The sequence below is a fragment of the Salmonella enterica subsp. arizonae genome, from assembly GCF_008692845.1.
Lineage (GTDB): Bacteria > Pseudomonadota > Gammaproteobacteria > Enterobacterales > Enterobacteriaceae > Salmonella > Salmonella arizonae.
Map to the genome: position 1 here is coordinate 602756 of NZ_VXJW01000001.1, position 20017 is coordinate 622772.

General features: G+C 49.5%; 21 protein-coding genes. 11 read left to right on the top strand and 10 right to left on the bottom strand.

Features of this window, described 5'->3' with window-relative positions:
• The first annotated feature begins 5 nt into the window (after positions 1–5).
• The 3 genes from F4V61_RS03145 (at position 6) to F4V61_RS03155 (ending at position 1987) form a co-directional block, all read left to right on the top strand.
• Positions 6–509 carry a ferritin-like domain-containing protein gene (locus F4V61_RS03145; protein WP_001022822.1) on the top strand — a complete coding sequence of 168 codons (504 nt, stop codon included), beginning with the start codon at positions 6–8 and terminating at the stop codon, positions 507–509.
• Positions 510–582: 73 nt separating this feature from the next.
• A complete protein-coding gene (locus F4V61_RS03150) occupies positions 583–1089 on the top strand; it encodes a ferritin-like domain-containing protein (protein WP_001109977.1) in 507 nt (168 codons plus the stop codon).
• Positions 1090–1108: 19 nt separating this feature from the next.
• Complete coding sequence (locus tag F4V61_RS03155; protein ID WP_000488352.1) at positions 1109–1987, top strand: manganese catalase family protein; 879 nt, start codon at positions 1109–1111, stop codon at positions 1985–1987.
• Between the two features lie 81 nt (positions 1988–2068).
• On the opposite strand, the gene ompW is transcribed toward F4V61_RS03155, so the two are convergent.
• Entirely contained in the window at positions 2069–2707 is a 639-nt protein-coding gene (ompW, locus tag F4V61_RS03160) for an outer membrane protein OmpW (RefSeq protein ID WP_080161177.1), read from the bottom strand.
• 337 nt (positions 2708–3044) lie between these two features.
• On the opposite strand from ompW, the gene F4V61_RS03165 reads away from it, so the two are divergent.
• The 4 genes from F4V61_RS03165 (at position 3045) to yciA (ending at position 5373) form a co-directional block, all read left to right on the top strand.
• Entirely contained in the window at positions 3045–3449 is a 405-nt protein-coding gene (locus F4V61_RS03165) for a YkgJ family cysteine cluster protein (RefSeq protein WP_079829382.1), read from the top strand.
• Between the two features lie 25 nt (positions 3450–3474).
• Positions 3475–4218 carry a YciC family protein gene (locus F4V61_RS03170; RefSeq protein ID WP_038395905.1) on the top strand — a complete coding sequence of 248 codons (744 nt, stop codon included), beginning with the start codon at positions 3475–3477 and terminating at the stop codon, positions 4216–4218.
• A gap of 56 nt (positions 4219–4274) precedes the next feature.
• Complete coding sequence (locus F4V61_RS03175) at positions 4275–4814, top strand: septation protein A (protein WP_000808684.1); 540 nt, start codon at positions 4275–4277, stop codon at positions 4812–4814.
• Between the two features lie 157 nt (positions 4815–4971).
• Positions 4972–5373 carry an acyl-CoA thioester hydrolase YciA gene (yciA, locus tag F4V61_RS03180; protein ID WP_000207359.1) on the top strand — a complete coding sequence of 134 codons (402 nt, stop codon included), beginning with the start codon at positions 4972–4974 and terminating at the stop codon, positions 5371–5373.
• 69 nt (positions 5374–5442) lie between these two features.
• Here yciA and tonB read toward each other — a convergent pair whose 3' ends face one another.
• Positions 5443–6165 (bottom strand): TonB system transport protein TonB, encoded by a 723-nt coding sequence (gene tonB, locus F4V61_RS03185; protein ID WP_012210103.1) that lies wholly within the window; start codon positions 6163–6165, stop codon positions 5443–5445.
• 222 nt (positions 6166–6387) lie between these two features.
• On the opposite strand from tonB, the gene F4V61_RS03190 reads away from it, so the two are divergent.
• The gene (locus F4V61_RS03190; RefSeq protein ID WP_000967607.1) at positions 6388–6684 is read left to right on the top strand and encodes a YciI family protein; all 297 of its coding nucleotides are present in this window, start codon (positions 6388–6390) and stop codon (positions 6682–6684) included.
• A 43-nt stretch (positions 6685–6727) separates the two neighbouring features.
• Here the strand turns inward: F4V61_RS03190 and F4V61_RS03195 are convergent, their stop codons facing one another.
• A complete protein-coding gene (locus F4V61_RS03195) occupies positions 6728–6901 on the bottom strand; it encodes a YciY family protein (protein ID WP_023180195.1) in 174 nt (57 codons plus the stop codon).
• A gap of 142 nt (positions 6902–7043) precedes the next feature.
• Between F4V61_RS03195 and cls the strand changes: the two genes are divergently transcribed.
• Together cls and F4V61_RS03205 are read left to right on the top strand one after the other, a co-directional pair.
• Complete coding sequence (gene cls, locus F4V61_RS03200) at positions 7044–8504, top strand: cardiolipin synthase (RefSeq protein ID WP_000206887.1); 1461 nt, start codon at positions 7044–7046, stop codon at positions 8502–8504.
• 33 nt (positions 8505–8537) lie between these two features.
• Complete coding sequence (locus tag F4V61_RS03205) at positions 8538–8867, top strand: HI1450 family dsDNA-mimic protein (protein WP_000425073.1); 330 nt, start codon at positions 8538–8540, stop codon at positions 8865–8867.
• Positions 8868–8910: 43 nt separating this feature from the next.
• On the opposite strand, the gene F4V61_RS03210 is transcribed toward F4V61_RS03205, so the two are convergent.
• The 7 genes from F4V61_RS03210 to ychE all read right to left on the bottom strand — a co-directional run bounded on the left by F4V61_RS03210 (position 8911) and on the right by ychE (position 16829).
• Positions 8911–9747, bottom strand: a complete 837-nt coding sequence (locus tag F4V61_RS03210) for an ion transporter (RefSeq protein WP_000059069.1) — start codon at positions 9745–9747, stop codon at positions 8911–8913.
• Positions 9748–9794: 47 nt separating this feature from the next.
• On the bottom strand, positions 9795–10799 hold the full coding sequence (gene oppF, locus F4V61_RS03215) for a murein tripeptide/oligopeptide ABC transporter ATP-binding protein OppF (RefSeq protein ID WP_000990506.1): 1005 nt from the start codon (positions 10797–10799) through the stop codon (positions 9795–9797).
• Complete coding sequence (locus F4V61_RS03220; protein ID WP_000058851.1) at positions 10796–11809, bottom strand: ABC transporter ATP-binding protein; 1014 nt, start codon at positions 11807–11809, stop codon at positions 10796–10798. The genes oppF and F4V61_RS03220 overlap by 4 nt, the downstream gene beginning before the upstream one ends.
• 11 nt (positions 11810–11820) lie before the next feature.
• Positions 11821–12729, bottom strand: coding sequence for an oligopeptide ABC transporter permease OppC (gene oppC / locus F4V61_RS03225; protein ID WP_000979666.1), 909 nt, complete (start codon positions 12727–12729; stop codon positions 11821–11823).
• Positions 12730–12743: 14 nt separating this feature from the next.
• Positions 12744–13664 (bottom strand): oligopeptide ABC transporter permease OppB, encoded by a 921-nt coding sequence (oppB, locus tag F4V61_RS03230; protein ID WP_000911100.1) that lies wholly within the window; start codon positions 13662–13664, stop codon positions 12744–12746.
• A 122-nt stretch (positions 13665–13786) separates the two neighbouring features.
• Positions 13787–15418 (bottom strand): oligopeptide ABC transporter substrate-binding protein OppA, encoded by a 1632-nt coding sequence (gene oppA / locus F4V61_RS03235; protein WP_141029340.1) that lies wholly within the window; start codon positions 15416–15418, stop codon positions 13787–13789.
• A 763-nt stretch (positions 15419–16181) separates the two neighbouring features.
• Positions 16182–16829 carry an NAAT family transporter YchE gene (ychE, locus tag F4V61_RS03240; protein WP_000616775.1) on the bottom strand — a complete coding sequence of 216 codons (648 nt, stop codon included), beginning with the start codon at positions 16827–16829 and terminating at the stop codon, positions 16182–16184.
• A 477-nt stretch (positions 16830–17306) separates the two neighbouring features.
• Between ychE and adhE the strand changes: the two genes are divergently transcribed.
• Complete coding sequence (adhE, locus tag F4V61_RS03245) at positions 17307–19985, top strand: bifunctional acetaldehyde-CoA/alcohol dehydrogenase (RefSeq protein ID WP_080161179.1); 2679 nt, start codon at positions 17307–17309, stop codon at positions 19983–19985.
• The last annotated feature ends 32 nt before the right edge of the window (positions 19986–20017 follow it).

Here is a 20017-nt window from a genome sequence, read left to right on the forward strand (position 1 = left end):
GATTTATGAATATCAAAACCGTTGAAGACCTTTTTATCCATCTACTTTCAGACACCTATAGTGCAGAAAAACAATTAACCAAGGCTCTTCCTAAACTTGCCAGAGCCACGTCCAATGAAAAATTAAGCCAGGCCTTTCAATCTCATCTTGAAGAAACCCAGGGTCAGATTGAACGTATTGATCAGATCGTCGAATCTGAATCTGGCATTAAACTGAAAAGAATGAAATGCGTCGCTATGGAAGGGCTGATTGAAGAAGCCAATGAAGTCATCGAAAGTACGGAGAAAAACGAAGTACGCGATGCAGCGCTTATCGCCGCGGCGCAAAAAGTCGAGCATTACGAAATCGCCAGCTACGGCACGCTAGCCACCCTGGCCGAGCAGCTCGGCTATAGCAAAGCATTAAAACTGCTCAAAGAAACCCTCGACGAGGAAAAACAAACTGATTTAAAACTTACCGATTTAGCAGTCAGCAATGTTAATAAAAGTGCTGAACGCAAATCGAAATAATATTTTTAATTATCAGCTTGCATGATTCCGATTTTATTATCGGAGCAGATTATCACGCATTGAGGAATTTAAAATGAATTATACTGAACATTATCATGACTGGCTTCGTGACGCCCATGCCATGGAAAAACAGGCAGAATCGATGCTTGAATCTATGGCCAGCCGTATTGAAAATTATCCTGATATAAAAGCCAGAATTGAACAACATATTAGTGAAACCAAACATCAAATTACCATGCTCGAGGAAGTGTTGGACCGTAATGGCATTTCCCGTTCGGTGTTGAAAGACTCCATGAGTAAAATGGCAGCAATGGGGCAATCTATCGGTGGCATGTTCCCTTCCGATGAAATTGTTAAAGGCTCAATTAGCGGTTATGTTTTCGAGCAGTTCGAAATTGCTTGTTATACCTCCCTGCTGGCGGCAGCAAAAAAAGCTGGCGACACTGCCTCAATTCCGACGATTGAAGCCATTCTGAAAGAAGAAATGCAAATGGCTGACTGGCTTATCAAACATATTCCGCAGACAACGGAACAATTTTTACTGCGATCTGAAGCAGATGGCGTTGAAGCCAAAAAATAAATAATAAGCAGGAGGCAATATGTTTCGACACGTAAAACAACTTCAATATACAGTGCGAGTGAGCGAGCCCAATCCTGGATTAGCGAACCTGCTACTGGAACAGTTTGGCGGCCCGCAGGGCGAACTAGCGGCCGCATGTCGCTACTTTACGCAAGGTTTAAGCGATGACGATGCAGGTCGTAGAGAGATGTTAATGGACATCGCTACCGAAGAACTGAGTCATCTGGAAATTATCGGTTCACTGGTAGGGATGCTTAACAAAGGCGCCAAAGGCGAGCTGGCGGAAGGAACCGAAAGCGAAGCGGAACTGTATCGCTCGCTGACTCAAAATGGTAATGATAGTCATATCACCTCTCTGCTATACGGTGGCGGTCCCGCGCTGACTAACTCCGGAGGCGTGCCATGGACCGCCGCCTATATTGATACTATTGGCGAAGTGACAGCCGATCTACGCTCAAACATCGCAGCAGAGGCGCGAGCGAAGATCATTTATGAACGCCTGATCAATCTGACCGACGATCCTGGCGTAAAAGATACGCTCAGTTTCTTAATGACCCGTGAAGTAGCGCACCAGCTCTCTTTTGAAAAGGCGCTGTACTCCATTCGCAATAACTTCCCGCCGGGTAAATTACCGCCTGTAGAACAATATACCGACGTGTACTATAACATGTCGCAAGGCGACGACCCGCGAGGTAGCTGGAATAGCGATGAAAACTTTAACTATATTGCAGAGCCGATGCCTGCTGTTGATGGCGGCGATGGCCTGGCAACAGTGAAATTACCGCGTGAACAACTGGCGCTGCTCAAAGCTATGGCAGAAAGAACCAAATCGGACCTCACCGTTGATCCTCTCACAGGCGCAGAACTAGGCTGCGGCGAACCGAAAGAAGATAAGTGAGTTCCAATAAGTAAAATCCGTGTGTCATGTCCTTTTTGACCCCGCCTGGCGGGGTCTTTTTTCGTCACTACAGTGGAACGATTAGAAACGGTAGCCTGCCGAGAACATAAATACCCAAGGGTCCAGACGCACGCTGTCATGCTGCTGAACGCCGCCCATTTTGTAATTGGCGGTAGTATCTATATCCATGTACCAGACAGAGGCGCCAATTAACCAGTCGCGGTTAATCAGGTAGTCCACCCCAACTTGCCCTGCCGCGCCCCAGGAATCCTTAAAGCTCAGGTCGGACAGCCCTGTCTTTTTACCATTATCGTTAAAGTCGTTATCGAAGAAGGTAGTGTAGTTCACCCCTATGCCGACATAAGGACGCACTTTACTGCTGGAATCACCAAAGTACCACTGCGCCATTAACGTTGGCGGTAACAGGTGAACAGTGGCGATATCGCCCGTCGCGCCCGTACCCACCTTATGGCGGAACGGCGTCGCCGCCAGCAATTCTATCCCGAGATTGTCCGTTGCCATGTAAGTGAATGTTAGGCCCAGTTGCGTGTTATTACTCACGTCAAACCCATTTAAATGACCCAGCGTACCACCCGCCCCTTCTGTAGGTCTGACGGTTGCTGGACCTGCACGCATAAAGAATTCCCCGGCTTCATGCGCGTACACGCTACTTGAGAGAAGAGTTGTTAATGCCAGTGCCACCACTGTAAATTTTTTCATATCCGCTCCTTCGTTATGGTTATAAAAGCGTGATGAATATACCCACAATGAAGTAATAAGTGATCTAACTCAGATCACATTTATTCTTATAATTTAACATTTATTGATCCAGATTAATTTAGAACTTGCATTAAAAATCCCAGTTATAGTAATTCAAATCAATTTTGACATATTCACTCTAAGCGAATATTTGCCTGCTCCTGTTGCCCTGCCGATAAAGACTGGCTAAGGTAAAGCATGTCCCGCAATGGCGCGTGGCGTTAAGATTCGCGAACACTGCAGGATAAATTAATTTCCGTTGTAATCTATTGATGCGTTAGTTTGTTGCAGGTGAATCATGAGCGTTCTTAACCCATGCATGACATGCGGGGCCTGTTGTGCCTATTTTCGTGTCTCTTTTTACTGGGCTGAAGGCGACGATGCCAGCGGGCGCGTTCCGGCGTCGTTAACCGAATCTATTCCCCCTTTTTTACGTTGTATGGCCGGCACCAACCAAAAACAGCCACACTGTAAAGCGCTCATTGGAGTGCCGGGAGAAAATGTCAGTTGCGCCATTTATGAAAACCGCCCTTCAACCTGTCGTGAATTTTCGATGTCGGGCGAAGGAGGCGAAGTAAATGAGGCCTGTAATCGCGCCCGCGCACGATACGGATTACCGCCGCTTTACAAAGATATGCTTTTCCATACAACTGCTGATGCTGCCACTGTAGAGTTATCCAGGGTACAATTACCCGCAAATTAACACCTGCAAAACTCAAGGAGAGTGCATGTCTATCACGGCGAAGTCCGTTTACCGTGACGCCGGAAATTTTTTCCGAAATCAATTTATTACTATCTTGCTGGTTTCGTTGCTATGCGCATTTATCACGGTGATCTTGGGTCAAGCCTTTTCGCCCAGCGATGCGCAAATCGCGCAACTCAGTGAAGGAGAACATTTGGCAGGTAGCGCTGGCCTGTTTGAGTTGGTGCAAAATATGACGCCGGAGCAGCAGCAGATCCTGTTGCGCGCGTCTGCCGCCTCAACATTTTCCGGGCTTATCGGCAACGCGATTCTGGCTGGCGGTATCATTTTGATGATTCAGCTAGTTTCCGCGGGACACCGGGTTAGCGCGCTGCGAGCTATCGGCGCCAGCGCCCCGGCATTGCCTAAACTGTTTATTCTCATTTTTCTGACTACCCTGTTAGTGCAAATCGGTATAATGCTGATTGTCGTTCCGGGAATTATTATGTCCATTGTACTGGCGCTTGCGCCAGTGATGTTGGTTGAAGAGAAAATGGGCGTGTTTACCGCGATGCGCAGCAGTATGCGTCTAGCCTGGGCTAACATGAGACTGGTAGCGCCTGCTGTGATAGGCTGGTTACTGGCTAAAACATTGCTATTGCTGTTCGCGCCCAGTTTGGCTGTACTGACCCCAAATGTAGGCGCTGTACTGGCGAATACGTTAAGCAATCTGATTTCCGCAGTATTGCTTATCTACTTATTCCGCCTTTATATGTTGATTCGCCAATAATCCGCAATGCGCCGTTAAGCGGCGCATTCGACGCTCGTTGATGATGGAATCGAAGTATGAAGCAATTTCTGGATTTTTTACCGCTGGTTGTCTTTTTTGCGTTTTATAAACTTTATGATATCTATGCGGCGACCTCCGCACTGATTGTCGCGACGGCAATCGTGCTAATTTATAGCTGGGTGCGCTATCGGAAAATAGAGAAGATGGCGCTGATTACCTTTGTTCTGGTTGCCGTCTTCGGCGGTCTGACCCTCTTTTTCCATAACGATGAGTTTATTAAATGGAAGGTGACGGTGATTTATGCGTTGTTCGCGGGCGCGCTGTTAATGAGCCAGTGGGTGATGAAAAAACCGTTAATCCAACGCATGTTAGGTAAAGAATTAGCGTTGCCGCAACAGATCTGGTCAAAACTGAACCTGGCGTGGGCGCTGTTTTTTATTGTGTGCGGTCTGGCTAACATCTATATCGCCTTCTGGTTGCCGCAAAATATCTGGGTCAACTTTAAGGTCTTCGGACTCACGGCGCTGACACTCATTTTTACCCTGCTGAGCGGCGTCTATATCTATCGGCATCTGCCACAGGAAGATAAATCGTAATCCTCCCGTTACTTATCGCCAGACCGCGAACGTCTGGCGATATTTTCTTCGCCTTTACGCCCTGCGCTTCCCCTTTATTACCTTTATTCCCACTATTCTTTGCACAAAATTCATAGTAGCATCGCGGCTGTAATTTTTTCTGACAGCCGGTCTTACAATGACAACTATCGATAATACCCCTCAGGGCGAGCTGGTTTTACGTACATTGGCCATGCCTGCCGATACCAATGCGAACGGCGATATTTTTGGTGGCTGGCTGATGTCGCAAATGGACATTGGCGGCGCGATACTGGCCAAAGAGATCGCACACGGTCGTGTGGTAACCGTCCGCGTGGAAGGAATGACATTTCTGCGCCCCGTCGCGGTTGGCGATGTCGTATGCTGCTACGCGCGCTGCGTTAAACGCGGTAGGACCTCTATTAGCATCAATATTGAAGTCTGGGTGAAAAAGGTCGCGTCAGAACCGATTGGACAGCGCTACAAAGCCACTGAGGCGCTATTTATTTATGTTGCCGTCGATCCGAACGGCAGACCCCGCCCGCTCCCGGTTCAGGGATAAGAATGGCCGTCGGGTGACACACTTACGCCGCCAGCAGGTGATACCTTATTCCCGCTGGCGGTAGCAGAGTTACTCAATCTGCGCCGTACCGTTCAGACGGAAGATAATATTTACTACCAGCCCGGAGCCCGGCTTACCCGCTTCGTAGCGCCATTTACGCATCGCATTCTTAACTTCACGTTCAAACATATTGGCTGGCTGCGCGGACAGAATCTGTACATTCTCTACCCGTCCTGCGGAGGTCACGTCAAACTTCACCTTCACCCGGCCTTCAATGCGCAACGCCTGCGCCCGCGCCGGATACTGCGGCTGATTACGACTCAGGGCGCGAGGTCCGGTCGGCACACTCGCCGCAGGCTTGCTGGTCGCCGACGCGGTGCTACTTATCGGGCGCGCTGGCGCGGTATTTTCAAACGGCGAGGCAGGACGCGGCTTGGTTGGTTTAACTTCACGCTTCGGCTGCTCTTCAACCTTTTTCACCGGTTTCGGTTTCGGCTTGGGTTTTGGTTTATGTTTGGGTTTCTCAATCACCACGGGCGCTTCTTTAGGCGGTTCAGGGATCGGCTCCGGTTCTGGTTCCGGTTCTACCATCGGTTCCGGCGGCGGCTGAACCGCCTGAGGCGGCTCCAGATCGGCGGGTGAAACCATTGTCACCGTGATCGGCTGCGCTGGCGCAGGCAATTCAATAACCTGATGTACCGAGGTATAGAGCAAACCTGCCACTACAGCACCATGAATGCCTACGGAGAGTAACGTCGGCCAGGGAAAGCGACGAGGTAAATCAAGGGTCATTGAAGTCATAATCGTTTCAGTTGAAAAACCAGATCTGAATTTTAAATGCAAATAGCAATCATATTCAATAAGGCATTGCCGATAGCGGTATTTAAAAAATGATATCGCACAAAAACACCACACAAAATGTGCATGTTTAACAAAGTCAGTATCTTTACATTGCAGTCAAATGCCCTTTCCAATAACGTAATCAGCGACTATGACGATTAAGGAGCTCTACCCGTGCTGTATGTTATTTATTCTCAGGATAATGCCAACTCGCTTGAAAAACGCCTCTCGGTTCGGCCAGCACATCTGGCGCGCCTGCAACTTCTTCATGATGAAGGACGATTATTAACTGCCGGGCCGATGCCAGCGGTGGACAGCAATGATCCTGGGGTAGCTGGATTTACCGGGTCAACGGTGATCGCTGAATTTGAAACTTTAGAAGCGGCGCAATCCTGGGCCGATGCGGATCCTTACGTCGCAGCAGGCGTCTATGCACAGGTTTTAGTCAAACCGTATAAGAAGATTTTTTAAAAAGGATAGTCTGTTGGGCACCGTATACGGTGCCCTATCTGGCTTACACACCGTGAATCGCAAAGAGTAATGAATTCCGCTGACGATTAAAGATGCATTTCCTGATGGTGTGGATACGCATATTACGGCGTGATTGCCCTTCAAGCCAACGCGCTTTACGGCGGCCAGCCTGACGTAGCATTCGCCAGCGCCCCACTTCCGTTCTACTACGCTTCATGTTTACGACTCTCATTGTAACAGAAACGCTATTATACCCCCTCGCCGGATGCAGACCAGCGCTTTTCCTGCGTTTTTATTTGCCATGTGAATCCTGACGCGTAAACTCTTAACAATACGCTTTCTAAAGGATTTTTAAAGTTATGACAACCTTCTACACCGTGGTGAGTTGGCTGGTCATTTTGGGATACTGGGTTCTCATTGCCGGCGTCACATTACGTATTCTAATGAAACGGCGCGCAGTTCCCTCCGCAATGGCCTGGTTATTAATCATCTATATACTCCCGCTGGTCGGGATCATTGCCTATTTGTCCGTTGGCGAATTGCACTTAGGCAAACGTCGCGCCGAACGTGCCCGCGCCATGTGGCCGTCTACCGCCAAATGGCTGAATGATCTCAAAGCCTGCAAACATATTTTTGCGCAAGAAAACAGTAGCGTCGCATCGTCATTATTTAAGCTGTGCGAACGGCGTCAGGGCATTGCGGGCGTTAAAGGCAACCAGTTGCAATTACTTACCGACTCCGATGATGTCATGCAGGCGCTTATTCGCGATATTCAACTGGCGCGGCATAATATTGAGATGGTGTTTTACATCTGGCAGCCAGGCGGCATGGCGGATCAGGTCGCAGAATCGTTAATGGCCGCCGCCCGCCGCGGCATCCACTGCCGGCTTATGCTGGACTCGGCGGGTAGCGTCGCCTTCTTCCGCAGTCCCTGGGCGGCCATGATGCGTAATGCTGGCATTGAAGTCGTAGAGGCGCTTAAGGTGAATTTGATGCGTGTCTTTTTACGTCGTATGGACCTGCGCCAGCACCGTAAAATGGTGATGATTGACAATTACATCGCTTATACCGGCAGCATGAATATGGTGGACCCGCGTTTTTTCAAACAGGATGCCGGCGTTGGGCAATGGGTTGATTTGATGGCGCGGATGGAGGGCCCCGTCGCGACAGCAATGGGGATTGTTTACTCCTGCGATTGGGAAATCGAGACGGGTAAACGAATTCTGCCTCCCTCGCCGGACGTGAATATTATGCCGTTTGAGCAGGCCAGCGGGCATACCATTCATACCATTGCCTCCGGTCCTGGCTTTCCGGAAGATCTCATTCACCAGGCGTTATTAACCGCCACCTATGCTGCGCGTGAATATTTAATTATGACCACGCCGTACTTCGTCCCCAGCGACGATCTGCTGCACGCCATTTGCACCGCAGCGCAGCGCGGAGTAGATGTAAGTATTATTCTGCCCCGTAAAAATGACTCACTGCTTGTTGGTTGGGCCAGTCGCGCCTTTTTCAGCGAGTTACTGGCAGCGGGCGTGAAAATCTATCAGTTCGAAGGCGGGCTGTTGCATACCAAAAGCGTACTGGTCGATGGCGAACTGAGCCTGGTCGGTACTGTTAATCTCGACATGCGTAGCCTGTGGCTTAATTTTGAGATTACGCTGGTCATTGATGATACGGGTTTCGGCGCCGATCTGGCTGCGGTACAGGACGATTATATTTCGCGCTCCCGCCTTTTAGATGCGCGTTTGTGGGTAAAACGTCCGTTATGGCAGCGAATCACCGAGCGATTGTTTTACTTCTTTAGTCCATTGCTGTAAAACGTGGTCAACATGAATAAATAGGTAGTCACCATGGAAATGGATCTGAATAATCGCCTGACTGAAGACGAAACGCTTGAGCAGGCTTACGATATTTTTCTTGAGCTGGCGGCAGATAATCTCGACCCAGCCGACATCATTCTGTTCAATTTACAGTTCGAAGAGCGCGGCGGCGCGGAGTTGTTTGATCCCTCAGAAGAGTGGCAAGAGCACGTCGATTTTGACCTTAATCCAGACTTTTTTGCCGAGGTGGTTATTGGCCTGGCGGATACCGAAGATGGCGAAATTAACAACATTTTCGCCCGCGTTCTGCTATGCCGGGAAAAGAACCACAAGCTGTGCCACATTCTCTGGCGCGAGTAAGCGTTTTCAGGCCGGATGGCGTTTGCCCCCTCCGGCAAGTGTGTTAATCAGGGAGCTTACTACCGCATCGATTGCAATACTGCGCGTTGTGTTCATGCTGGCTTTGCTGGCACTGCGGACATTTTCTCTGCCATTGACGTTTCTGAAACGCGCTGCTCATGTGCGTGGTAATTAGTCCAGTAGGAATCGCAATCACCGAATAACCAATCAGGATAAGCACCGACGCGACAATGCGTCCCAACGGCGTGTGTGGCGTGATATCGCCATACCCCACGGTTGTGACCGTCACTATCGCCCAATACACCGAGGCATTAAGCGTCGTGAAACCACATTTCGGTCCTTCAATAAGATACATCAGGGCGCCGAAAATAATCATCACGATCGCGATAAATGAATAAAACAGTATAAGCTGATGACGCGCGCTAATAATGGCGCTCCAGAATACCCGCAGGGATGGCATAAAGCGTAGCAGTTTCAGAATGCGCAATACACGAATTGCTCGCATGGCGCGCCACGCAAACAGGTAGTTCAGGCTGATTTCCGGCCACAGCCACATGACGTACAGTGGCAGAATCGTCACCAGATCAACAAATCCCCAGAAACTAAAAACGTATTTTGCCGGGTCAGGCCAGCTAAACAGTCTGATCAAGTATTCACCGGTAAATATCAGGGTGATACAAAGCTCCAGCCAGACGAAAATATGCCATTCATCAAATGTCAGGTGATATTCCGTTCCTATACCTGATTCAACGAAGATGACCAGTACGCTAAGCAGCGCAAATAGCGCACATAATCCTTCAAAGCGGCGACCTGAGCGCGTAGTCAGATCGAACAGATTATGATAAAGACGACGGCGAACCGACGACAAAGAAAGTGACACGGTAACCTCACCTGAAAGAAGGGCTGACAAATGGTCAGCCCTTGCGATTATAACGGGTCTACTTTAAGGCAGGAAACCGCATGGCGAAAACTCCCTTCCAGGACCGGTCGCGTTTGCGCGCACTCCGGTCCGGCTATCGGACAGCGTGTGCGGAATACGCAGCCGGAAGGCGGGTTAATAGGTGAAGGTAACTCGCCTTCCAGCAGTTGTATCGTCTTATTTCGCTCCAGATCGGGATCGGGAATCGGCACCGCTGACATCAGCGCTTTGGTATAAGGGTGCAGCGGATTATGGTACACCTCGTCATAGGTGCCTAATTCTATCGCATGACCGAGATACATCACCAATACACGATCGGATATATGCTTTACGACCGCCAGATCGTGCGCAATAAAAATCAACGATAGCCCCATCTCGCGCTGTAATTGCTGGAGCAAATTTACCACCTGCGCCTGAATAGAGACGTCCAGCGCCGACACCGGCTCATCGCAAATAATGAGCTTGGGTTCAAGGATCAACGCCCGGGCAATACCGATGCGCTGGCACTGCCCTCCGGAAAACTCATGGGGATAACGGTTGATGAGATTCGGCAACAGCCCCACTTTCAGCATCATTGCTTTCACGCGGTCGCGTACGTCCTGACGCGAAAGCTTAGGATGGTAAGTGCGCAGCGGTTCAGCGATAATTTCGCCAATCGTCATCCGCGGGTTAAGCGACGCAAGCGGGTCCTGGAAAATCATCTGGATATCGCTGCGCACCTCGCGCCACTCATCCGGTCTCATGCCCAGCAGATCTTTTCCCAGCCAAGCGACTTTACCATCTGTTGCTTTCACCAGACCAATAATGGCGCGCGCAAACGTCGACTTACCGCAGCCGGATTCGCCAACCACGCCCAGCGTTTCGCCTTCATACAGGCGTAACGTAACGCCGTCCACCGCTTTCAGCGTTTTCGGCGGTTGCCAGAACCACTGTTTCCCTTCTTTAATGTCGAAATGGACTTTCAGATCGGCGATTTCGAGGAGGACTTTACGTTGTTCAATCGCGGCATTCATAGCAGTTCCTCCACCGGTTTAAAACAGGCGCGTAGGCGACCAGGACTAAACACTTCAAGTGGCGGCGCATTATTACAAATCTCCATCGCATAAGGACAACGCGGCTGGAATGGACAGCCTTTAGGCAAACGCAATAAATTGGGCGGATTGCCCGGAATCGTTAACATTTCCCCTTCCTCGCCATCAAGACGCGGCACTGCATTAAGTAGGCCGATCGAATAAGGATGAACGGGCTGATAAAAGACATCGCTCGCCTTACCGTATTCCATTGTGCGCCCCGCATACATCACCAGGACCTTATCGCAAATGCCCGCTACCACGCCCAGATCATGAGTAATCATGATAATGGCGGTATTAAATTCGCGCTTTAGCTCGTTAAGTAAGGTCATAATCTGCGCCTGCACGGTAACATCAAGCGCGGTGGTAGGCTCATCGGCAATGAGCAGTTTCGGCCTGCACAACAGCGCCATCGCAATCATCACACGTTGACGCATTCCGCCTGAAAATTCGTGCGGGTACATTTTCATCCGCTTGCGCGCTTCCGGCATTTTTACTGCATCCAGCATTCTGACGGACTCATCAAAGGCTTCCGCTTTGCTCATGCCTTTATGCAGCATCAGGACTTCCATTAACTGCTCCCCAACGCGCATATAAGGATTTAGCGAGGTCATCGGGTCCTGAAAAATCATCGAAATCTGTTCCGCGCGCAGCGTATTCAGTTCGCGCTCCGGTAGATTAAGAATTTCACGTCCGTTGAAGGCCGCAGAACCCCCGATTCGGCCATTCGTCGCCAACAATCCCATTAATGCGAACGCGGTTTGCGATTTCCCCGAACCAGACTCGCCAACAATGCCTAACGTTTCTCCGGCGTGAAGCGTAAAGTTCAGATCGTTGACCGCCGTCACATCGCCATCAGGCGTGGTAAACGTGACGCGAAGATCGTTTACCTCCAGCAGTACATTCGCCTGTTGCTGCGCCTGAGTCGCGCTTGCGGTTTCTGATAAGCTCATGGCTGTACTCCTTAGCGATCTTTCGGGTCGAGGGCGTCACGCAGGCCATCGCCAATAAAGTTAAAACAGAATAACGTCACCACGAGAAAGCCAGCCGGAAACAGCAGCAGCCACGGTGAGACTTCCATTGAATTTGCGCCATCGCTCAGCAACGCTCCCCAACTGCTTAATGGCTCCTGCGTTCCAAGCCCCAGGAAACTGAGGAAAGACTCAAACAGAATCATGCTGGGCACCAGCAACGAGGCATATACCACCACCACGCCCAGGACGTTAGGCACAATATGGCGGATTACGATGCTGGCGGTCGACACGCCGCCGACCTGCGCGGCTTCGATGAACTCTTTACGTTTAAGACTCAGGGTTTGACCACGCACGATACGCGCCATATCAAGCCAGGAGACCATGCCGATGGCGACGAAAATCAACAGAATGTTCTGCCCAAAGAACGTCACCAGCAAAATCACAAAGAACATAAACGGGAACGAGTTGAGGATCTCCAGCAGACGCATCATCACGGAATCAATTTTGCCGCCCAGATACCCGGACAGCGAGCCATACAGCGTTCCAACAATGACCGCGACCAGCGCGGCGGCAATTCCAACCATCAATGAGATACGCCCGCCGATGGCGACGCGTACCAGCAGATCGCGACCGGAAGAGTCGGTACCGAAATAGTGGCCGGACGCCATATCCGGCGCGCTGGACATCATGCCCCAGTCGGTATCGAAATAGGTAAATTGCGACAACATAGGCGCCGCTGTCACGAATAAGGCAATCAGGAACAGGACAATAAGGCTGGTCACCGCCGCGCGGTTATGCATAAAACGTCGGCGGGCATCCTGCCAAAGGCTACGGCCTTCCACCTCCAGCTTTTCACTGAAATTTTCCAGCGTCTCGCTGTTTTTCTTACTTAACATCATTGCGAGCTCCAGTATCAGTAACGGATTTTCGGGTCGATAACAGCATAAAGCACATCGACAATGGCGTTAAACAAAATGGTCAGCGCCCCGACTAAAATGGTCAAACTTAGCACCAGTGAATAATCGCGGTTAAGCGCGCCATTAACGAAAAGCTGTCCAATGCCCGGTAAGCCATAAATAGTTTCAATCACCATTGAACCGGTAATAATGCCGACAAAGGCTGGCCCCATGTACGACAAAACCGGCAACAGCGCAGGTTTTAACGCATGGCGGAAGATGATTCTGCGCATCGGCAACCCTTTTGCCCGCGCGGTACGAATAAAGTTTGAATGCAGAACTTCAATCATTGAGCCGCGTGTAATACGTGCGATGCTGGCAATATAGGCCAATGAAAGCGCAACCATCGGGAGGATCATAAATTTCAGCGCCCCGCCGTTCCAGCCGCCGCCAGGCAGCCATTGCAGCGTTATCGCAAATACCATCACCAGTAATGGCGCTACCACAAAACTGGGGATAACGACGCCGGTCATGGCAAACCCCATAACCGTATAGTCCCATCGTGTATTTTGCTTTAACGCGGCAATCACGCCAGCGCTGACGCCAATAATGACCGCCAGCAAAAAGGCTGCGGCGCCAAGTTTCGCCGAAACGGGGAAGCTGGAGGCAACCAGATCGTTGACCGTGTAATCTTTGTATTTAAACGATGGTCCAAAATCGCCATGCGCCAACTGCTTCAGATAGCTGAAGTACTGCGTCATGATGGGATCGTTCAGATGATATTTCGCTTCAATATTGGCCAGCACTTCCGGCGGCAATGCGCGTTCGCCGGTAAAAGGGCTGCCCGGCGCGAGGCGCATCATAAAGAAGGAGATGGTAATAAGAATAAATAGCGTCGGAATCGCTTCCAGACAGCGGCGTAAAATAAATTTCAACATTGCCCGTACCTTCTGGCGTGTGCCTTTACTTCCCTGCCGTAACACACTGGCCCGTCAGGGAAAATTATAGTGCGATAAGAAAAGACACCATGGGATAACCGTTGTTATCCCATGTATTGCCATTAATGTTTGATAATATACAAGTTTTTCACATAGATATTATCCAGCGGGTCTTTACCGGTATAACCGCCCACCCAGGGTTTCACCAGGCGCGCGTTAACATAGTAATACACTGGCACAATGGCGGAATCTTGATCTAACTGCTGCTCCGCTTTAGCGTACAGTTCGCTGCGCTGCGCGTCATCTGTCACCTTCAGCGTGTCGGCAATCAGCTTGTCGAACGCCGGGCTCTTGTAATGCGCAGTATTGTTTGAGCTGTCGGATAACATGGTATTCAGGAATGAGGTCGGTTCGTTATAATCTGCGCACCACGCGGCTCTCGCAACATCAAAGGCGCCCTGATGACGGGTGTCCAGGAAGGTTTTCCATTCCTGATTCTCCAGCTTCACATTGGCGCCCAGATTTTTCTTCCAGATCGACGCCACGGCAATCGCCAGTTTTTTGTGCAGATCGGAGGTATTATACAGCAGGTCGAATGTTAAAGGCTTATCCGCCGTAAAACCGGCTTCCGTCAACAATTTCTTCGCTTCTTCGTTACGTTTTTTTTGTGACCATTTGAACCACTCAGGCTCTACAAGTTTTGCGCCATCGGTATACGGCGGCGTGTAGCTGTAACCAGGTAAATCGCCCTGATTTTTAACCTTATTAACAATAATGTCGCGATCTAACGCCAGTTTCAGCGCTGTACGCACGCGGACATCGTTAAACGGCGCTTTTTGGTTGTTAATTTCGTAATAATAGGTACACAAATAAGGGTCTACGCGAACTTCATTAGGGATCTCTTTTTTCAGTTTCTGGAATAATTCGATCGGCATATTGTTATAAGTCATATCGATCTCGCCGCTGCGGTAGCGGTTCACATCCGTCACTTCTGAAGAGATAGGCAAATAAGTCACCTGATTGATAACGGTTTTGTCGTTATCCCAGTATTGCGGGTTACGCTCCAGCACGATACGTTCGTTCACCACCCAGTTTTTTAACTTATAGGCGCCGTTGGTGACAATATTGGCCGGCTGCGTCCATTTATCGCCGAATTTTTCGACTGTTGATTTCGGTACGGGAGACACGGAGGGGTGAACTAACAATTTGTAGAAATAAGGCACCGGCTCACCCAAGGTCACTTCAAAGGTGTGATCATCAAGCGCTTTTACCCCCAACTCGGTGGCGGGCTTTTTACCGGCGATAATATCATCAATATTAGCGATATGCCCGTATTGCAGATAGCTGGCATACGGCGATGCCGTATTAGGATCGGCCAGGCGTTGCCAGCTATAAACAAAATCACTGGCGGTGACGGGCGTACCATCTGACCATTTCGCATTTTTGCGCAGATGGAATGTCCAGACTTTAAAATCTTTATTTTCCCATTTTTCCGCGACGCCCGGTGAAGGATGCCCTTCTACGTCGCTAATTAATAAGCCTTCGAAGAGGTCACGGTTGACGTTCGATTCCGGCACGCCTTCGATTTTATGCGGGTCAAGAGATTGCACTTCTGAACCATTGTTGCGCACCAACGTTTGCTTGTCAGCTAACTGAACGCCTGCGGGCACGTCTGCCGCATTCGCGGCGCTGGCGGCCATGAGCGCAGCGAGTATTCCCGCTGCAATCAAACTTTTTTTCGTGATGTTAGACATTGTGTTTGTACTCCACTCATTATAATTACTGGTTTTTACCAACCGGTTTAATCCCTTCAGGGTTCCTGTACAGCACCGGAGGTGTACTGTCAGGTCTGTCACTACTTTTGCTATCACCGACTTTATTTATTCTGACGATTCGTTCGATCGCCTTTCGTCGATTCGGTATACGACGTACCTGTCCACGTCGTACATTATTTTTGACAAACATCTAAATGAAACTAGTTATCAACAATGTAAAATCTTCTGCAAAATGTTTGGCCGGAAAGTATCAAATGCATTACTGAACCGCCAATACATTTTACGAATTTGTTAACCAATTCTCTTTTATAGAAAATTTTCTGCACGTAAAAACGGCAGCAAAGCGTTAAAAAATTTTAATTAATTATTTATAATCAAAGAAATAGAATGAAATCACTTCCTTATTGCCCTGCAGAATCTGGTTGCGTCAAAAAACGCACACAAATTTAACAATTGTTCATTATTTAGCACATTCATCTAAGGCGGCGCTGAAACAACTAATAACATTTCAATAATCCTTCATCAAGCTCCAGAGTATGATGTGAATAAAATAACAGTCGCACCGCTTCTCACGGGCTGAATAATGTTAATAATCCTTTGATTAATAAAAATAAACAATATAAGGCTGTATTAGTATTCCTTATCATTTCAGCGCTGAATACTCATCAAAATAACAAGTTTTACGTGAGGATGTCACAAGGCGGCTCCTTAGGACGCCGCCTGTAAATCAATGGGTGGGAATTTAGTTGAGCAAGCCGGGGAAAATGCCTTTTATACCTGTGACAATAAATTCGATGCCGAGCGCCATTAACAATAACCCCATGATTCGGGTGATAACGTTGATACCGGTTTGCCCCAGTAAACGAACCAGCCACGGCGCCATGCGAAACACGCCCCAGCAGCAAAGCGCAAAAAGCGCAATGGCCACTGAAAAACCAAGCAGATGGGCAATGCTGTGATAACGCGTCCCCCAGACGATCGTTGAGCTAATCGCTCCAGGGCCCGCCATCAGCGGTAGCGCTAACGGCACAACGCCAATGCTCTCGCGTATGGCTGTCTCTGATTTTTCTTGCTTGTTTTGTTTATCTTCCCCCAGCTTACCGCTGATCATCGACATCGCAATGGTGACGACCAGGATACCGCCTGCAATTCTGAACGAATCAATTGAAATGCCAAACAGCTGCAGGATGCCATCTCCAAGGAATAAAGAACTCCACAAGATAATCGCTACCGACAGATTCGCGGTGAGGTTGGTTTTATTACGCGCCGTGGCCGTCTGGTAGCTGGTCATGCTGATGAAAACAGGAATAATCCCCACCGGATTAACCAGCGCAAAGAGCCCAATAAAAAACTTAAAGTACACAGGAAAATCAAAAAGCGTTTGAATCACGGTCAGCTCCGAAGCGTCAGCCGGATGAAGTCAATGTTCGTTAATGATCAAAACGCGCAGAAGATACGCCATTTATTCGCATAGTTCACCTCTTATCTACACCTAATTTCATCCATTCATTGCTGTTATTAATATGTACTAGTTATGCTAACCCACTCATTATTCATAACAACCATTTCTTAACACTTAACGTAAAAACGCTAAAATGGCCTGCTGAAAGGTGTCAGCTTTGCGTAAACTTGATTTAGATCACACAATCACTACTCAGAAGTGAGTAATCTTGCTAACGCCACCTGAACGTAACGCGTTAGGGCTAAATGAGGCTAACGCAGAAGCTCTTTTAGTAAATCAGAGCGATACAGACGTTAAGTAACCGCCTGAATTTCAGGAAGTTATACAAATTATCGTCGATCTGTCTATACTCACGTATCGCGCAGATGATTTACTAAAAAAGTTTAACATTATCAGGAGAGCACTATGGCTGTTACTAATGTCGCTGAACTTAACGCGCTCGTAGAGCGTGTAAAAAAAGCCCAGCGTGAATATGCCAGTTTCACTCAAGAACAAGTCGACAAAATCTTCCGCGCTGCCGCTCTGGCCGCCGCTGATGCCCGAATTCCGCTGGCTAAAATGGCCGTTGCCGAATCCGGTATGGGTATCATCGAAGATAAAGTGATTAAAAACCACTTCGCTTCTGAATATATTTACAACGCCTATAAAGATGAAAAAACCTGCGGCGTGCTGTCTGAAGACGACACCTTCGGGACCATCACTATTGCAGAACCTATCGGTATTATTTGCGGTATTGTTCCAACCACTAACCCGACCTCTACCGCGATCTTCAAATCGCTGATTAGCCTGAAGACTCGTAACGCCATCATCTTCTCCCCGCATCCACGAGCAAAAGAGGCGACTAACAAAGCCGCTGATATCGTGCTACAAGCCGCTATCGCTGCCGGCGCGCCGAAAGATCTGATTGGCTGGATCGATCAACCTTCCGTAGAACTGTCTAATGCGCTGATGCACCACCCGGACATCAATCTGATCCTCGCCACTGGCGGTCCGGGCATGGTGAAAGCTGCGTACAGCTCCGGTAAGCCGGCAATCGGCGTAGGCGCAGGCAACACCCCAGTTGTTATTGATGAAACCGCGGATATCAAACGCGCTGTAGCGTCTGTTCTGATGTCCAAAACCTTCGATAACGGCGTCATCTGTGCTTCTGAGCAGTCTGTTGTCGTTGTTGATTCTGTCTATGATGCCGTTCGCGAACGTTTCGCCAGCCACGGCGGCTACATGCTGCAGGGCCAGGAGCTGAAAGCGGTTCAGAACGTTATCCTGAAAAATGGCGCGCTGAACGCCGCTATCGTTGGTCAGCCAGCATACAAAATCGCTGAACTTGCAGGCTTCTCCGTACCAGAGACCACCAAGATTCTGATCGGTGAAGTCACGGTTGTTGACGAAAGCGAACCGTTCGCTCACGAAAAACTGTCTCCCACTCTGGCGATGTACCGTGCGAAAGATTTCGAAGAAGCGGTAGAAAAAGCAGAAAAACTGGTCGCTATGGGCGGTATCGGTCACACCTCTTGTCTGTACACCGACCAGGACAACCAGCAAGATCGCGTTAACTACTTCGGTCAGAAGATGAAAACCGCGCGTATCCTGATTAACACCCCGGCTTCTCAGGGTGGTATCGGCGACCTGTACAACTTTAAACTCGCGCCTTCCCTGACTCTGGGTTGTGGTTCCTGGGGTGGTAACTCCATCTCTGAAAACGTTGGTCCGAAACACCTGATCAACAAGAAAACCGTTGCTAAGCGAGCTGAAAACATGTTGTGGCACAAACTTCCGAAATCTATTTACTTCCGCCGTGGCTCGCTGCCCATCGCGCTGGATGAAGTGATTACCGATGGCCACAAACGTGCGCTCATCGTGACCGACCGTTTCCTGTTCAACAACGGCTATGCTGACCAGATCACCTCTGTTCTGAAAGCGGCTGGCGTTGAAACCGAAGTGTTCTTTGAAGTGGAAGCTGACCCGACCCTTTCTGTTGTTCGCAAAGGCGCTGAGCTGGCTAACTCCTTCAAACCAGACGTGATCATCGCGCTGGGCGGCGGTTCTCCGATGGATGCAGCGAAAATCATGTGGGTGATGTACGAACATCCGGAAACCCACTTCGAAGAACTGGCGCTGCGTTTTATGGACATCCGTAAACGTATCTACAAGTTCCCGAAAATGGGCGTAAAAGCGAAAATGATCGCCGTCACTACCACCTCCGGTACCGGTTCTGAAGTTACGCCGTTTGCCGTTGTAACCGACGACGCCACCGGTCAGAAATATCCGCTGGCTGACTACGCCCTGACCCCGGATATGGCGATTGTCGATGCCAACCTGGTGATGGATATGCCGAAGTCCCTGTGTGCGTTCGGTGGTCTGGATGCGGTAACTCACGCTCTGGAAGCTTACGTTTCCGTCCTGGCATCTGAGTTCTCTGACGGTCAGGCGTTGCAAGCGCTGAAACTGCTGAAAGAAAACCTGCCAGCGTCTTACCACGAAGGGTCTAAAAACCCGGTTGCGCGTGAACGTGTTCACAGTGCGGCGACTATCGCTGGTATCGCGTTTGCCAACGCCTTCCTGGGTGTATGTCACTCCATGGCGCACAAACTGGGCTCTCAGTTCCACATTCCGCACGGTCTGGCGAACGCCCTGCTGATTTGTAACGTTATCCGCTACAACGCGAATGACAACCCGACCAAGCAGACCGCTTTCAGCCAGTACGATCGTCCGCAGGCACGCCGTCGCTATGCGGAAATTGCTGACCACCTGGGCCTGAGCGCGCCGGGCGATCGTACCGCCGCTAAGATTGAAAAACTGCTGGCATGGCTGGAAAGCATTAAAGCTGAGCTGGGCATTCCTAAATCCATTCGTGAAGCAGGCGTGCAGGAAGCTGACTTCCTGGCAAATGTGGACAAACTGTCTGAAGATGCCTTTGATGACCAGTGCACCGGCGCTAACCCGCGTTATCCGCTGATCTCCGAACTGAAACAGATTCTGCTGGATACCTACTACGGTCGTGATTTCACCGAAGGTGAAGTTGTAGCGAAGAAAGATGTCGTTGCCACACCGAAAGCAGAGAAGAAAGCGAAAAAATCCGCTTAATTCGTTATCCGCCTTACCGTGACAAAACGGCC